This is a genomic window from Pseudomonas sp. FW305-7, from assembly GCF_058786735.1.
In genome coordinates, this window is record NZ_JBYSZA010000004.1 from 155,509 (window position 1) to 169,844 (window position 14,336).

Annotated in this window: 12 protein-coding genes; 8 read left to right on the plus strand and 4 right to left on the minus strand. The window is 61.4% G+C overall.

Annotated features, from left to right (window positions below):
- The first annotated feature begins 69 nt into the window (after nucleotides 1-69).
- Nucleotides 70-693 (plus strand): glutathione S-transferase family protein, encoded by a 624-nt coding sequence (locus AC3WMT_RS07610; protein ID WP_103303462.1) that lies wholly within the window; start codon nucleotides 70-72, stop codon nucleotides 691-693.
- Between the two features lie 6 nt (nucleotides 694-699).
- On the opposite strand, the gene AC3WMT_RS07615 is transcribed toward AC3WMT_RS07610, so the two are convergent.
- Nucleotides 700-1,200, minus strand: a complete 501-nt coding sequence (locus AC3WMT_RS07615; protein WP_103303461.1) for a winged helix-turn-helix transcriptional regulator — start codon at nucleotides 1,198-1,200, stop codon at nucleotides 700-702.
- 99 nt (nucleotides 1,201-1,299) lie between these two features.
- Here AC3WMT_RS07615 and AC3WMT_RS07620 point away from each other — a divergent pair, with 99 nt between their 5' ends.
- Together AC3WMT_RS07620 and AC3WMT_RS07625 are read left to right on the plus strand one after the other, a co-directional pair.
- Complete coding sequence (locus AC3WMT_RS07620; RefSeq protein WP_103303460.1) at nucleotides 1,300-1,938, plus strand: cysteine hydrolase family protein; 639 nt, start codon at nucleotides 1,300-1,302, stop codon at nucleotides 1,936-1,938.
- A complete protein-coding gene (locus AC3WMT_RS07625; RefSeq protein WP_103303459.1) occupies nucleotides 1,935-3,512 on the plus strand; it encodes an aldehyde dehydrogenase (NADP(+)) in 1,578 nt (525 codons plus the stop codon). The genes AC3WMT_RS07620 and AC3WMT_RS07625 overlap by 4 nt, the downstream gene beginning before the upstream one ends.
- A gap of 77 nt (nucleotides 3,513-3,589) precedes the next feature.
- Here the strand turns inward: AC3WMT_RS07625 and ptrR are convergent, their stop codons facing one another.
- The gene (gene ptrR, locus AC3WMT_RS07630; RefSeq protein WP_103303458.1) at nucleotides 3,590-4,468 is read right to left on the minus strand and encodes a putrescine utilization regulator PtrR; all 879 of its coding nucleotides are present in this window, start codon (nucleotides 4,466-4,468) and stop codon (nucleotides 3,590-3,592) included.
- Nucleotides 4,469-4,571: 103 nt separating this feature from the next.
- Between ptrR and AC3WMT_RS07635 the strand changes: the two genes are divergently transcribed.
- Nucleotides 4,572-5,963, plus strand: coding sequence for an aldehyde dehydrogenase family protein (locus tag AC3WMT_RS07635; protein ID WP_103303457.1), 1,392 nt, complete (start codon nucleotides 4,572-4,574; stop codon nucleotides 5,961-5,963).
- Nucleotides 5,964-6,166: 203 nt separating this feature from the next.
- Here the strand turns inward: AC3WMT_RS07635 and AC3WMT_RS07640 are convergent, their stop codons facing one another.
- Nucleotides 6,167-7,702: an MFS transporter gene (locus tag AC3WMT_RS07640; protein ID WP_103303456.1), complete on the minus strand. Its 1,536-nt coding sequence runs from the start codon at nucleotides 7,700-7,702 to the stop codon at nucleotides 6,167-6,169.
- Between the two features lie 264 nt (nucleotides 7,703-7,966).
- On the opposite strand from AC3WMT_RS07640, the gene AC3WMT_RS07645 reads away from it, so the two are divergent.
- Genes AC3WMT_RS07645 through AC3WMT_RS07655 form a run of 3 tightly spaced genes read left to right on the plus strand, consistent with a single transcriptional unit; the run spans nucleotide 7,967 to nucleotide 10,195 of the window.
- A complete protein-coding gene (locus AC3WMT_RS07645) occupies nucleotides 7,967-8,866 on the plus strand; it encodes a LysR family transcriptional regulator (protein ID WP_103303455.1) in 900 nt (299 codons plus the stop codon).
- 46 nt (nucleotides 8,867-8,912) lie between these two features.
- Nucleotides 8,913-9,509 (plus strand): paraquat-inducible protein A, encoded by a 597-nt coding sequence (locus AC3WMT_RS07650; protein ID WP_103303454.1) that lies wholly within the window; start codon nucleotides 8,913-8,915, stop codon nucleotides 9,507-9,509.
- Nucleotides 9,506-10,195 carry a paraquat-inducible protein A gene (locus AC3WMT_RS07655; protein WP_103303453.1) on the plus strand — a complete coding sequence of 230 codons (690 nt, stop codon included), beginning with the start codon at nucleotides 9,506-9,508 and terminating at the stop codon, nucleotides 10,193-10,195. The genes AC3WMT_RS07650 and AC3WMT_RS07655 overlap by 4 nt, the downstream gene beginning before the upstream one ends.
- On the opposite strand, the gene ydiJ is transcribed toward AC3WMT_RS07655, so the two are convergent.
- Nucleotides 10,128-13,154: a D-2-hydroxyglutarate dehydrogenase YdiJ gene (gene ydiJ / locus AC3WMT_RS07660; RefSeq protein ID WP_103303452.1), complete on the minus strand. Its 3,027-nt coding sequence runs from the start codon at nucleotides 13,152-13,154 to the stop codon at nucleotides 10,128-10,130. The genes AC3WMT_RS07655 and ydiJ overlap by 68 nt on opposite strands.
- 159 nt (nucleotides 13,155-13,313) lie before the next feature.
- Here ydiJ and AC3WMT_RS07665 point away from each other — a divergent pair, with 159 nt between their 5' ends.
- Nucleotides 13,314-14,198, plus strand: a complete 885-nt coding sequence (locus AC3WMT_RS07665) for a LysR substrate-binding domain-containing protein (protein WP_103303451.1) — start codon at nucleotides 13,314-13,316, stop codon at nucleotides 14,196-14,198.
- Nucleotides 14,199-14,336 lie beyond the last annotated feature (138 nt).

The following is a 14,336-nucleotide window of genomic DNA, read 5'->3' on the forward strand; positions in this document are numbered from 1 at the left end:
ATGTGCGGGCCTTTTGCATTGTCCTGTGGTATTTGTTTGCGACCGACGACTACCGGAAAGGGAACTCCAATGCTGCGAATCCTGGGTAAAGCTTCATCGATCAACGTGCGCAAAGTGCTGTGGACCTGCGCCGAATTGCAGATTCCGTTCGAGCGTGAGGACTGGGGTTCCGGGTTCAAACCGACCGATACACCGGAGTTTCTCGCATTGAATCCGTGCGCCATGGTGCCGGTGGTTCAGGACGGTGATTTCACTTTGTGGGAATCCAATTCCATCATCCGTTATCTGGTGGCGCGCTATGACGGCACGCACCTTTACCCGACTGACGCGCAAGGCCGAGCGCGGGTCGATCAGTGGATCGACTGGCAGGCGTCGGAGCTGAATCGCTCGTGGTCATATGCGTTTTTGTCGCTGGTGCGCAAGTCGCCGGGCCATCAGGATCGCGCGGCATTGGCCAACGGTATCGAGCAGTGGTCCAACACCATGAAAATCCTCGACCGACAGCTGGAGAAAACCGGCGCCTACATCAGCGGCGAGCAGTTTTCGCTCGCTGATATTCCTATCGGGCTGTCGGTCAATCGCTGGTTTGAGACGCCACTGGATCACCCTGATTTTCCAGCGGTGAGCGCCTACTACGAACGCCTGACTCAACGGCCCGGCTATCGACTGCACGGGCGCAACGGCACGCCATGACGCACACTATTTCGCTTTGAACGCCTCACGCCGCGCCTGCCGTTCGGCGGCGTAGGCTTCTCTCGGTTGGCTGATCAAATCCTCACGGCGCAACGGCTCGCCACAGTGATCGCACAGCGGGCCCAGACCGGCGCTGTGATTGCAGAGCTTGTGGGTCATGTTCACCGCCAGCCCCTCCGCCGGTGCCTTGCACCAGGTTTCGCCCCACTTACGCAAAGCAATGACCACCGGGTAGAACGCCTCGCCTTTCGCGGTGAGGTGGTACTCGTAGCGTTTCGGCCGCTCGTTGTACAAGCGACGCTCGACCAGCCCGTCCGCTTCCAGGCATTTCAGACGAGCGGCGACCATTTGCGGCGTGCCGCCGGTCTGCGCCTGGATCTCGTCATAGCGATGATTGCCCATGAACAACTCGCGCAAGACCAGCACCGTCCAGCGGTCACCGACGATCGCCTCGGCCCGGGCAATCGGGCACAGCGTCTGCGCGGCAGGACTATCGTTTACTGACATCAGGGCTTGCCTCTTTTACAGTTACTATGATTATCATATCTACAAGATGCCGGGACAAGCCCTGCGCACCGATCAATCCCATTGCCGGAGCAAACAGTCATGTCGAACTCTCTCTATCCGCTGGACAGAACCGCTTACCTGCTGGTCGATCCGTATAACGATTTCCTCTCGGACGGCGGCAAGATCTTCCCGCTGATCAAACCGATGGCCGAGGACAACGGCCTGCTCGACAACCTGCGCAAACTCGACCGCGCCGTGCGTGCGCTGGAAATTCCGGTGGTCATCGTACCCCATCACCGCTGGGAAAAAGGCGACTACGAAAACTGGCAGCACCCGACGCCCACGCAATGCAAGATCATGCACATGCACCATTTTGCCCGGGGCGAATGGGGCGGCGAGTGGCACCCGGATTTCGCGCCGAAGGACGGCGACATCGTGGTGCAGGAACACTGGGGCTCCAGTGGTTTTGCCAATACCGATCTGGATTTTCGCCTGAAGCAGAAAGGCATTACCCACGTGATCATCGTCGGCCTGCTGGCCAACACCTGTATCGAGGCCACTGCGCGTTACGCCTCAGAACTGGGTTACCACGTGACCCTGGTGCGCGACGCGACCGCCGCGTTCAAGCCAGAGATGATGCACGCCGCCCACGAACTCAATGGTCCGACCTTTGCCCATGTCATCGCCAGCACCGACGAACTGATCGCCAACCTCAAACCACAGGGTGAAGCGAAATGAGACTGAGCGGCCACCTGCTGATCGGCGCGGCTGATGTGCCCGCCAGCGAAGGCACGATGAAAGCGTTGAATCCGGCAACAAACCAATTGATCGAGCCCGAGTTCGCCTTCGGTGGACCCGCGCAGGTCGATCAGGCCGCGATGCTTGCCGATGCAGCATTCGACAGCTACAGCCACACCTCACTGGCCGAACGCGCGGCGTTTCTAGAAACCATTGCCGACAACCTCGACGCCGTTCGTTCTGAGCTGGCGGCGCGCACGGCACTGGAAACCGGTCTGCCGCACGCTCAGTTCGAAGGCGAAGCCGCAAGGGCCGCCACCCAGTTCCGCCAGTTCGCCGACGTGGTGCGCAAGGGTCGCTTCCTGCAATTGGCGATCGACCCTGCGCAACCCGAACGTCAGCCGCGCCCGCGCATGGATCATCGCCTGCAAAAAATCGCCCTCGGCCCGGTGGCGATTTTTGGTGCGAGCAATTTCCCCATCTCTTATTCGGTGGCGGGTGGCGATACCGCGTCGGCACTGGCCGCCGGCGCGCCAGTGATTCTCAAGGCACACAACGCGCACCCCGGCGCATCGGAAATCCAGGCACGCGCCATTCGCAATGCCGTGCAGGCCCATGGTCTGCACGAAGGTGTGTTCTCGATGGTGCGCGGCGACGGCAATGCCATTGGCGAGGCGCTGGTGGATCACCCGTTGATCAAAGCGGTGACATTCACCGGCTCCGAGCAGGGTGGCATGGCCCTCTATCGTCGCGCGCAACTGCGCCCTGATCCGATACCGGTGTTCACCGAGATGACCAGCGTCAACCCGACGTTCATCCTTCCCGATGCCCTGGCCGTTCGCGGCGCAGAGATCGGTGACGGCTTTATCGAACGGATGCTGGTCAACGTCGGCCAGGCCTGTTTGTGCCCGTCGATTCTGATCGCCATCAAAGGCGCCGGGTTTGAAACGCTGCGCAGCGCCATGCGCAAACGGGTCAGCGAGGCACCGGCGCGCACGATGCTGACACCGGGCATTCATGGTGCCTACGTGAAAGGACTGATGGCGATGGAAAGTGCCGGGGCTGACCTGATCGCCGTGGGCACGCCAGCCGATGCAACGTTGGACGGTCGCGCGGCATTGCTGGAAGTCGACGGGCAACGTTTGCTCAACGAACCAGCGCTGGCCCACGAAGTGTTCGGCCCGTCGGCGCTGCTGGTTTCAGTCGATGATGAAGCGCAACTGCTGGCGGTCGCCCGCTCGTTCAAAGGACAGCTCAGCGCGGCGATGCATCTTGAAGATCGCGATCTGGGACTGGCCCGGCGCCTGCTGCCGATTCTGGAACGCCGCACCGGGCGCATCGTGGTCAACGCCTTCGCTCATCCGCAGGAAGTGACCTATGCCACTGTCCATGGCGGGCCGTTCCCGGCCACCTCCGACAGCCGGTTTACTTCGGTCGGCATGACTTCGATCGAGCGTTTTTTGCGGCCGGTGGCCTACCAGGGGTTTCCCGATGCGTTGCTGCCCGAGGTGTTGCGCGAAGACAATCCGCTGAATCTACCGCGCAATGTCGATGGGGCACACAGCGCTGTCTGATATGTCCGGTCCTGAATAAGGTTTACAGCCGTTTCAGGACTGGCCAAGAACGCTACGGCCATGACACAACGTGTCAGTTACTCTTCAGCCCGCACGACACCGCGCTCCTCAAGCAAGCGCACAAACATGCTCAGACTGCGCGACACCGTGCCCCGCCGCCACACCAGCCAAGTGGTCAGATAGCGAAAATCCGCCGCCAGCGGCCAGACGCTCACCGTCGCGCTGCCGGGCATGCTCTGCAGCATCTTGCGCGGCATCAGGGCCAGACCGGCACCCGCACTGACGCAGGCGAGCATGCCGTGATAGGACTCCATTTCGAAGATCTTGCCGGGCACGGCGGCGTCGGTGCTGAACCATTTTTCGAAGTGATGGCGGTACGAGCAGTTGGAGCGAAAGGCGTAAATGTTTTCGCCGTTGACATCCGCCGCGCGCCGCACCGGCGGGTGATTGAGCGGCGCGATCACGACCATTTCTTCTTCGAATGCCGGCACGCCTTCCAGCGTCGGGTGCAGCACCGGACCGTCGACAAATGCCGCCGCCAGACGCCCGGAAAGCACGCCGTCGATCATCGTTCCGGACGGCCCGGTGGACAGATCGAGATCGACTTTCGGATGCAGTTGGTTGTACGCCGCCAGCAGTTCGGGAATGCGCACCGCCGCCGTGCTTTCCAGCGAACCGAGGGGAAAGGCACCCTGCGGTTCTTCGCCCGCGACGGTGGCCCGGGCTTCCTGAACCAGATCGAGGATGCGCCGCGCGTATTCGAGAAAACTCCATCCGGCCGGTGACAGGCGCAAACGGCTTTTCTCGCGAATAAACAGATCGACACCCAGATCCTGCTCCAGCTGCTTGATCCGCGTGGTCAGGTTCGACGGCACGCGATGGATCTGCGCCGCCGCCGCGCTGATGCTGCCGTGCTCGGCCACGGCTTTGAAGATTTCCAGCTGCACCAGATCCACAGTCATTCTCCAAACGTGAAAGAAACGATCTTTATTATTCAGTTTCCAGAAAACAAACGCCACCCTACTCTAGGCCCATCCACTGAACACGCAGGACGACGCCATGAGCCAGATTTCCAGCCAGACCCACGCCATCTCGATCAACCCCGCCACCGGCGAGCAAATCGGCGCCTACGCCTTTGAATCCGCCGAAGCCCTCGACGCCGCCCTGACCCGCGCCGCGTTCGGCTTTGGCAAATGGAAACGCAAGCCGCTGCAAGACCGCTCCCGCGCACTGACTGCGCTGGCCGGCGCCCTGCGTGAAACCGCCGAAGAAATGGCCACCATGATCACCCTGGAAATGGGCAAACCCATCGCCCAGGCCCGTGGCGAAATCGAAAAATGCGCCAAGCTCTGCGAGTGGTACGCCGAACACGGCCCGGCCATGCTCGACGCCGAGCCGACGCAAGTCGAAGGTGGCAAGGCGCGCATCGAATACCGTCCGCTTGGCCCGATCCTCGCGGTGATGCCGTGGAACTTCCCGATCTGGCAAGTGCTGCGCGGTGCGGTGCCCGCGCTGATCGCTGGCAACACCTACGTGCTCAAGCATGCGCCGAACGTGATGGGCAGCGCTTATCTGCTGCGCGATGCGTTTACCCGCGCCGGGTTTTCCGCCGGTGTATTTGAGGTGATCAATGTCACGCCTGAAGGCGTTTCGACAGCCATCGCCGATCCGCGTATCGCCGCCGTGACTCTGACCGGCAGCGTGCGTGCCGGCATGGCAATCGGCGCGCAGGCCGGCGCTGCACTGAAGAAATGCGTACTGGAACTGGGCGGTTCCGATCCATTCATCGTGTTGAATGACGCTGACCTCGACGAAGCCGTTGAGGCCGCCGTGATCGGTCGCTACCAGAATTCCGGCCAGGTCTGCGCGGCAGCCAAGCGTCTGATCATCGAAGAAGGCGTGGTCGAGGAATTTACCCGCAAATTCGTCGAAGCGACGCGCAAGCTGAAGGTCGGCGATCCACTGTCCGCCGAGACTTACATCGGGCCGATGGCGCGCTTCGATCTGCGTGACGAACTCGATCAGCAAGTGCGCGACACCCTCGAAGAAGGCGCAACGCTGTTGCTCGGTGGCGGTAAATCCGCAGGTGCAGGCAACTACTACGAACCGACTGTGCTGGCCGACGTCACCGATCGCATGACTTCGTTCAAACAGGAACTGTTCGGCCCGGTCGCCTCGATCATCACCGCCCGCGATTGTGCGCATGCCGTCGCTTTGGCCAACGACAGTGATTTCGGCCTGACCGCGACGATCTACACCGCCAATGTGCAACTGGCCCAGCAACTGACCAGCGAACTGGAAACCGGCGGCGTGTTCATCAACGGCTACTCCGCCAGCGACCCACGCGTGACCTTTGGTGGCGTGAAGAAAAGCGGCTTCGGCCGTGAGTTGTCGCACTTCGGCGTGCGCGAGTTCTGCAACGCGCAAACGGTGTGGCTGGATCGCAAGTAAAAGCGACACCGAAACCTGTGGAAGCTGCGTGGCCCTTGGATTTCAGTACACCCGTAAAACCTGTGGGAGCTGGCTTGCCAGCGATGGCAGTGGGTCAGGCAAAATCGATGTTGCCCGGGCCGACGTCTTCGCGGGCAAGCCCGCTCCCACAGGGATTTGCCGTGGCCCTGAATTTCAGTACACCCACTCCCACAGGGATGGTGTTATGCCGCTGCCTTTTGCGTCGCTGTGACGTTGCGATCCCTGCTCAGCAACCCCAACACCACTGCCGCCGACAGCAACGTGATGACCGTCAGGATGTGCAGCAGATACTGGAACGCCGAGGCGTAACCTTGCATCAATCGCTCGTTGGCCAGCCCCGGCACGCTGTTGATCGCATGGGCCATGTCGCCGGTGGTGACACGATGCGCCGTTTCGGCAATCAGTGCCGAATCGGCATCGCCCGCCAGCGCATTCGACAGATCGGTGTGCAGCAGTGAAGCCAGGATCGCCGCCACAACCGCCAAGGCAATCCCCTCTCCCGCCACCCGCACGGTATTGAAGATCCCCGCCGCCATGCCGGCGCGCTCTTTCGGCACCACGCTGACCGATAAACCATCCATCAGGCCCCACGGCAACCCGGCGCCAATTCCGATCAACACCATCGGCACGATAAGCGCGAATTTCGGCTCGCCAACGTTGTACAGGCTTAACCAGTGCAGGCCCACGGCAGCCACCAGAAAGCCGACACCGGACAAGATGCCTGCCGAGACAAAGCGTGTCATCGACGCGGCAAACATCGGCACTACCAGCATCGGCGCCGACAACGCCAGCAACAGCAGGCCGGCATCGATTTCACTCAAGCCTTCCACGCCGATGAAGCGAAGTGGCAGCATGACCACCAGCACGATGTAGCAAAAACAGGTGCCAATCGGCAGCACCTGCACACCGATGAAGCGCGGGAAGCGGAACAGGGTCAGATCGAGCATCGGCCGCTTGACGCGCATTTCAACCATCACGAAGGCCACCAGCAAGCATGCCGAAGCACCTAGCAAACCGATCACCCACAGGCTGCCCCAACCACTGTCCGGCGCCTGGATCAGACCAAACGTGAACAGCGCCAACATTGAACTGAACAGAACGGTGCCCGGCCAATCCAGACCTTTAGCGTCCGGATCGCGGCTTTCATGCATGCGTGGCAGGCCGAAGACCATGGCGATCACGCCAACCAGCGCGGTGAAGACAAAAATCGCCCGCCAACTGAACGCCTCGATTAGCGCTCCGGCCAGCAACGGCCCAAACGCCAGACCAATGCCGAATGTGGTGCCGAGCAGACTGTACGCCCGCGTCCGTGCATGGCCGTCGAACTCTTGGGCCAGAGAGGCCGAACCACTGGCCAGTGCCGCCGCACCGGCCACGCCCTGAACGGCACGCAGCACATCCAGCCAGAACACCGAAGGCGCAAGACTCTGCGCAATCGATGCCGCGGTGAACAGCAACATGCCGAACGTGAACAGCCGCTTGCGCCCGTAAGCATCGGCCAGTGCCCCCGCTGCCATCAGCAGACTGCCGAACGACAACATGAACGCATTGGTGATCCAGGTCAGCGCCGCGGGGCTGCCGCCCAGATCACGACCAATGGCCGGTGTCGCCACCGCGCCGCCAGTAAAACTCAAAGGAAGTACCAGTGCTGAAAGGCACACGGCTGCGAGGATCAGCAGCTTGTCGCGTGCTCCGCGCTGTTCAACTACAGAAGTCATGAGGCAATCCCTTGTCAAAAGAAAATCATTGCGTGAATACACTGCACAGCGCTTTCGCTGTGGGAGCAGCTTTGCCGCGAAGACGATTCGACCGTCACACGATTTGTCGACTGACACGCCCTCTTCGCGAGCAAGCCCGCTCCCACAGGATCTGCGACTCAGCCGAGGTGCCGGCCCTGCTCGAAAGTTGATGCGACTTTAAGGCCGTGCTACTGATGTGATAATCCCAGCAAAATCGCATGGCTTTGTGAAAGGCATTCACAGATGAAATCCCCCTCAGCGGCAGATCTCTCGGTATTTTTATGCACGGCGCAGCAGCTGAACTTCAGCAAAGCCGCCATCGAACTCGGCCTGACGCCCTCCGCGCTGAGCCATTCGGTGAAGGCGCTGGAAAACAGACTCGGCGTGCGTCTGTTCAATCGCACCACCCGCAGCGTGGCATTGACCGAGGCCGGCGAGCGCCTGTACGCGCGGCTCAAACCGGCGTTTCGCGACATCGACGATGCGCTGGAAGACCTCAACCACTTTCGCGACAAGCCCTCGGGCAATCTGCGCATCACCTGCGGGCGCCAAGCCTGCGAACTGGTGCTGTTGCCGATTGCCAGTGAATTTTTACAGGCGTATGCGGACATTCGCCTGGAAGTCGTCGAAAGCGACGCTTTGCTGGACATCGTCGCCAACGGCTTTGATGCCGGCGTGCGCTTTGGCAATCGCCTGGAGGCAGACATGGTGTCGCTGCCGATCGGGCCGTCGATGCGCTCGGTGGTGGTCGGTTCGCCGGCATTTTTCCAGCGCCACGCCGCGCCACAGAAACCCGAGGACCTGCATGACCTGCCGTGCATCCGCCATCGTTTCCCCAGCGGCGCGATGTATCGCTGGGAATTCGAACGGGACGGCATCGCCGAGGAAATCGAAGTCAACGGCCCGCTGACCCTCGGCGACGTCAGCCTGATGGTCGGCCCGGCACTGCAAGGGTTGGGGCTGGCATATGTGTTCGAAGAGATGGTCAGCGACCATCTGCGCGCCGGGCGTCTGGTGCAAGTGCTGGCCGACTGGTGCCCCAGTTACCCCGGCCTGAACCTGTATTACCCGAGCCGCCGCCACGTCCCGGCTCCGCTCAAGGCGTTCATCGACTTCGCCCGCCACTTCCCGCCGCGCCTCTGACGGATCAGCGTCTATAGTGATCAGGTCCCTGCGTCGAGCGTTGTCCATGGTCAACACCGAACACCTGATCATCTGTGAGCACTGCGATTGCGTGTACGAAAAAGCCGTGCTCGCCAAGCATCAGAAGACCCTGTGCCTGCGCTGTGGCGGGGTGCTCCAGCGCTTCAATGGTCTGACCGTCGAGCAACGTCTGGCCCTGACGTTCACGGCGGCGATATTGTGGCTGTTCGCCAATTTCTATCCGGTGATGAGCATCAGCATGAAAGGCCTGAAAAACAGCGCAACGCTGTGGGATTCGGTTCTGGCGCTGAGTCAGGGGCCGATCACGTTCATGGCCATGGTCGCGGCCATTTCGATCATCATCGCCCCGGCGTTTCAATTGGTGTTGCTGGCCTGGGTGCTCGGTTACGCCCTCTCCTCGCGACGCGCCCCCGGCTTCAAGTTGTGCATGCGCTGGCTGGAAACCTTGCGCCCGTGGAGCATGCTCGAAGTGTGCCTGCTGGGGGCGATGGTGGCGGTGTTCAAACTCGCCGGGCTGCTCGATGTCTTGCCCGGCATCGGCCTGTTCGCGCTGGCCGTGCTGAGCCTGATGATGATCCGCATTGCCGGCCGCGATATCCGTGAGCTCTGGGACATCCTATGAAACGGCCACCGATTGCCAGTGAACTCAATCTGTGCCTGTGCCACAGCTGCGGGCTGGCCTGTGACATGAGTGATGAGCCACACGAGTGCCCGCGCTGCGATGCGCCGTTGCACCGGCGCAAGACCAATTCCCTGGCTCGCACCTGGGCCTATCTGTTCGCTGCGCTGGCGTTTTATGTGCCGGCCAATCTGCTGCCGGTGATGAATACGGTGATGCTCGGCAACGGCGCCGACAGCACGATCATGAGCGGCGTGCTGGAGTTCTGGGAAGGAGGTGCGTGGGACATCGCGCTGATCATTTTCATCGCCAGCATCGCGGTGCCGGGGATCAAATTTGTCGCGCTGTCGCTGCTGCTGATCACCGTGCAGCGCGACAGTGCCTGGGCGCGCCGGGAGCGCTCGAAGCTGTTCCGTTTCGTCGAGCTGATCGGCTATTGGTCGATGCTCGACGTGCTGGTGGTCGCGCTGGTCGCGGCGCTGGTGAAGTTCCAGGCGCTGGGCGACATCGAGCCGCGCCCGGGCATCCTGTTTTTTGGCATGGTGGTGGTATTTACCATGCTCTCGGCGATGAGCTTCGACCCACGCCTGATCTGGGACAACGCCGCGGACGACGAGCCGCTCAGCGACGAACGCCCTCCAGCAGCACCTGCAACGGATGGCGCAACGCCCGATCCGACTGGCGCTTGACCTGGCTGCGGCACGAATAACCGGTGGCCAGTGCCTCGCCCTGCTCCGCCGGCGCATCGACATGACGCGCCCACGACTGCTCATAAATCACCGCCGAGGTTTCTTGGTTGCGCGCCTCGTGGCCGTAGGTCCCGGACATGCCGCAGCAACCGGTGGCCTGGGTCGCCAGTTTCAAGCCTGCGCGCTCGAACACTTGTTCCCACTGCCGAGTGGCGGCCGGTGCGTTGGTTTTCTCCGTGCAATGCGCCAGCAAGCGGAAGGTCTCAGCGCTGCGGTGAGTCGTCTGCTGCGGCATCACTTTGAGCAGCCATTCCTGCACCAAAGAGACTTCCGGGCATTGCTCCATGCCCGGCACTTTCAGGTATTCCTGGCGATAGACCAGTGTCATCGCCGGGTCTAGCCCCACCAGTGGCACGCCAATATCGGCCAACTCACGCAGTTGCCGTGCATTGCGCAACGCCGCACGATTGAACGCCGACAGAAAACCCTGCACATGCAGCGGCTTGCCGTTGGCGCTGAACGGTGCCAGATACACCTGATAACCGAGGCGCGAGATCAGCTCGAGCAGATCCGCCAGCAGCGGTGCTTCGAAGTAACGGGTAAACGCGTCCTGCACCAGCACAACACTGCGCTCACGCTGCGCCGGGGTCAGCGCAGACAAGGTCGCCAGCGTCGCCGGCTGCACCTGCCAGCGACGCAGTGCCGCATGGAAATCGAAGCGGCTGAGCAATGGCACATCGACCATGCCGCCAAGACGCTCCAGCTGCTTGCGGACAAAGGACGCGCCCATCAAACCGTTGTACAGCGCCGGAATCCGCGCCATGTACGGGATGCTGTACTCCAGCGAGGCGATCAGGTAATCCCGCGCCGGACGCAGATATCGCGTGTGATACAGCTCAAGAAACCGCGAACGAAACTCCGGCACATTGACCTTCACCGGGCACTGCCCCGCGCAGGATTTGCACGCCAGGCACCCGGCCATGGCGTCATAAACCTCATGGGAAAAATCCTCAGTCTGCGTACGACTGTTGCGCCAGCGCTGCCACAACGTGGTGAAAAACCCCGGCCGGCGGATCACATCGGACAACACATCGACGCCTGCCTCGCCCTGCAAGCGCAGCCATTCGCGGATCAACGAGGCGCGGCCCTTGGGCGATTGCGCGCGTTCGCGGGTGGCTTTCCACGACGGGCACATCGCGTCGTCAGGATCGAAGTTATAGCAGGCGCCGTTGCCGTTGCAGTGCATGGCGGCGCCGTAGTCCTGCCAGACTTTCTCGTCGATCTGCCGGTCCAGTTCGCCACGCAGGGTCACTTCGTCGATTTTCAACAACGCCGCGCCCGTGTTGGCCGGGGTGGCGATCTTGCCGGGGTTGAACTGGTTGAACGGGTCGAATGCCGATTTCAATGCTTGCAGCGCCGGATACAGCTCACCGAAAAATGCCGGGGCATATTCCGAACGCAGACCTTTGCCGTGCTCACCCCACAGCAGGCCCCCGTAACGTTGAGTCAATGCAGCAACGCCATCGGACACCGGGCGCACCAGCGCCGCTTGCTGCGGATCTTTCATGTCGAGAATCGGCCGCACATGCAACACGCCGGCGTCGACATGCCCGAACATGCCGTATTGCAGACCGTGGCTGTCGAGCAGGTCGCGCAGCTCGGCGATGTATTCAGCCAGATGTTGCGGTGGCACGGCGGTGTCTTCGACAAATGGCTGCGGCCGTGCTTCCCCGGCGACGTTACCGAGCAGGCCGACCGCGCGTTTGCGCATGCCATAAACCTTGTTCACCGCCGCATGACCGACCGCCAGCGTGTGCCCCAAACGTTCAACGGTGAGGTCGCTGCTCAGGTGTTCGACAAACGCCTCGACCCGCCGTTGCAGCTCTTCGGGATCATCACCACAGAACTCGACGAGGTTGATGCCCAACGTCGCTCGCTCGGCATTCTCCGGGAAATACTCGGCAACGCCGTGCCAGACGATGTCCTGCATCGCCAACAACAACACCTTCGAGTCCACGGTTTCGATCGACAATGGCTTGAGCGCCATCAAGGCACGGGCATCGCGCAGCGCATCCATGAAGCCGGCGTAACGGATGTTCACCAACATCGTGTGCCTGGGGATCGGCAGCACGTTCAACTTCGCCTCGACCACAAAACCGAGCGAGCCTTCAGCGCCACACAGCACGCTGTTGAGGTTGAAACGGTTGTCCGCCTCGCGCAGGTGCGCCAGGTCGTAACCGGTCAGGCAACGGTTCAAATCCGGGAAACGCTGTTTGATCAGCTCACCCTGCTCATCAATGATCTGCCGCGCACAACGGTAGACTTCACCGACCCGATCCTCCCGGGCGCACAGCGTTTGCAGTTCACTTTCTTGCAGCGGTTGACCGTGCAGACGTTCACCACCACGCAGAATCATGTCGAGTTCAAGGACGTGGTCGCGGGTTTTGCCGTAGGTGCAGCTGCCCTGGCCGCTGGCGTCGGTGTTGATCATCCCGCCGACGGTGGCGCGGTTGGAGGTCGACAGCTCCGGCGCGAAGAACAATCCGGCGGATTTCAGCGCGGCATTGAGCTGATCCTTGACCACCCCGGCCTGCACGCGCACCCAGCGTTGTTCAACGTTGATTTCCAGAATGCGATTCATGTGCCGCGACAAGTCGACAACGATGCCGTCGGTCAACGACTGACCATTGGTGCCGGTGCCACCACCACGCGGGGTGATCACCACTTGTTGGAATGCCGGCTCGGCGATCAGTCGTGCGACCCGCGCTACATCGTCAGCGTCCATGGGAAATACAGCGGCTTGCGGCAGGCGCTGATAGATCGAATTATCGGTGGCCAGCACCACGCGGCTGGCGTAGTCGGCGCTGATCTCGCCGCGAAAACCACTGATTTTCAGGGCTTTGAGGAACTGCTGGTAATCGGATGTCAGAGCGGTATCGGGCGACAGCTGGGCAATCATCGGTCAGGGCATCTCGGGTCAAAATCAGGCCGTGTGGCGGTGAACAGTTGTACGCAACGAATGATTGCGTCAGGCTCCGCCATCTCATGTTGCCCATGTTCATTGTTGAGACTCGTTGGGACAACCGTAAATTCGACCCGTTATTAATGACTTTTCCGAATGAATCCGCGAACGCTCACCCCTTCCATGTCGTTACTGCTCGCCTTCGAGGCTGCCGCTCGCCATGAAAGCTACACCCGCGCCGCCCACGAACTGTCGTTGACGCAAAGCGCGGTCAGCCGTCAGGTACAGATTCTCGAGAAGATGCTCGGCATGCGCCTGTTCAATCGCGAAGGGCGCAAAGTCGTGCTGACAGATGTCGGGCGCATGTATCAGCGCGAACTGGCTGAAGTCCTTGGGCAAATCCGCAGTGCCACGCTGCAAGCAATGGCGTTCGGTTCCGGCATCCACAGTTTGCGCCTGGCGACATTACCGACCTTCGGTTCGAAGTGGCTGCTGCCGCGCCTCAAGGATTTCTACACCGCGCACCCGGGCATGACCGTGCACCTGCATTCGCGTATCGAAGCCATCGACTTCGACACCAGCGAAATCGACGCGGCGATTTGCGTTGGAGGGGGTGAATGGCCAGGGCTGACATCGCTGCCCTTGCACACCGAGGAACTGGTGGTGATCGCCAGTGCGCAATTGTCGGCCGCTGAGCGCAACGACGCCGAGCAGCACATCGCCGGGCAATTGCTGCTCAATGTCAGCAGCAATGCTCAGGCGTGGGCCGAATGGTTCAGCCATCACGGCTTGCCGCACCGCAGCATGCGCATCGGCCCGAGCTTTGAAATGACCTCGCATTTGATTCAGGCCGTGCGGGCCAACATTGGCGTGGGCCTGGTGCCGCGAATTCTGGTCGAGGATGAGTTGCTCAACGGTGAGTTGCTGCAACTGGGCGAGCCGATCACCAGCCGGCGCAGCTATTACCTGGTGTATCCGCCACGCAATGAAGCGTTGCCGTCGTTGAAGGCGTTTCGGGATTGGTTGGTGGAGACGGTTTGACCGCGGTGTGCGGCAGCGGACCACTAATCCTGGATAACTGCCGCACCAATGAAGCGCCGCTCATAAAGCGGCGCGCCTGGCGTGTTAGCGCTTTGGTGCCGGAGGTGGTGCGCTGGGGCCTTTCAGGTTTGGTGAAGG

What these genes read in the sequence shown, in the direction of transcription:
- AC3WMT_RS07645 (WP_103303455.1), top strand. Translation starts at nt 7,967, where the DNA reads ATGAAATCCCCCTCAGCGGCAGATCTCTCGGTATTTTTATGCACGGCG.
- ydiJ (WP_103303452.1), bottom strand. Translation starts at nt 13,154, where the DNA reads ATGATTGCCCAGCTGTCGCCCGATACCGCTCTGACATCCGATTACCAG.
- AC3WMT_RS07635 (WP_103303457.1), top strand. Translation starts at nt 4,572, where the DNA reads ATGAGCCAGATTTCCAGCCAGACCCACGCCATCTCGATCAACCCCGCC.
- AC3WMT_RS07640 (WP_103303456.1), bottom strand. Translation starts at nt 7,702, where the DNA reads ATGACTTCTGTAGTTGAACAGCGCGGAGCACGCGACAAGCTGCTGATC.
- AC3WMT_RS07620 (WP_103303460.1), top strand. Translation starts at nt 1,300, where the DNA reads ATGTCGAACTCTCTCTATCCGCTGGACAGAACCGCTTACCTGCTGGTC.
- AC3WMT_RS07655 (WP_103303453.1), top strand. Translation starts at nt 9,506, where the DNA reads ATGAAACGGCCACCGATTGCCAGTGAACTCAATCTGTGCCTGTGCCAC.
- AC3WMT_RS07615 (WP_103303461.1), bottom strand. Translation starts at nt 1,200, where the DNA reads ATGTCAGTAAACGATAGTCCTGCCGCGCAGACGCTGTGCCCGATTGCC.
- AC3WMT_RS07650 (WP_103303454.1), top strand. Translation starts at nt 8,913, where the DNA reads ATGGTCAACACCGAACACCTGATCATCTGTGAGCACTGCGATTGCGTG.
- AC3WMT_RS07625 (WP_103303459.1), top strand. Translation starts at nt 1,935, where the DNA reads ATGAGACTGAGCGGCCACCTGCTGATCGGCGCGGCTGATGTGCCCGCC.
- AC3WMT_RS07665 (WP_103303451.1), top strand. Translation starts at nt 13,314, where the DNA reads ATGAATCCGCGAACGCTCACCCCTTCCATGTCGTTACTGCTCGCCTTC.
- AC3WMT_RS07610 (WP_103303462.1), top strand. Translation starts at nt 70, where the DNA reads ATGCTGCGAATCCTGGGTAAAGCTTCATCGATCAACGTGCGCAAAGTG.